This window comes from Mycobacterium sp. VKM Ac-1816D (assembly GCF_000416385.1).
GTDB classification, from domain to species: Bacteria; Actinomycetota; Actinomycetes; order Mycobacteriales; family Mycobacteriaceae; genus Mycobacterium; species Mycobacterium neoaurum_A.
In genome coordinates, this window is the sequence record NZ_AOHQ01000026.1 from 1 (window position 1) to 236 (window position 236).

Genomic DNA, 236 nt, shown 5'->3' on the forward strand with positions numbered 1-236 from the left:
ACTGGATGCATCTGCAGGATATCGCGGCCGCAGAAGACCTAAGCTAGCGTTTAGAGTGCAATTTTGTCAGCAGCCATACTCTAAGCCCTGTTTTTAAGTACCCAGGAAGCCAGAATAGTCTTGAGAAGGGAGGAAATTGCTGGGCAGCATTATGAGCCTTATCAACACTTTTTTTCATGGAGGAAGTAAGTACAGGCAAAGCCAGATGAATTACGTTTAGAGCTGTGGAGGTCATT

At 45.3% G+C, this 236-nt stretch carries 1 protein-coding gene; it reads right to left on the reverse strand.

The window, feature by feature from the left end; genetic code table 11:
• Positions 1 to 43 precede the first annotated feature (43 nt).
• The coding region (locus G154_RS26965; RefSeq protein ID WP_237742465.1) for a hypothetical protein at positions 44 to 236 on the reverse strand (193 nt) is incomplete at its 5' end.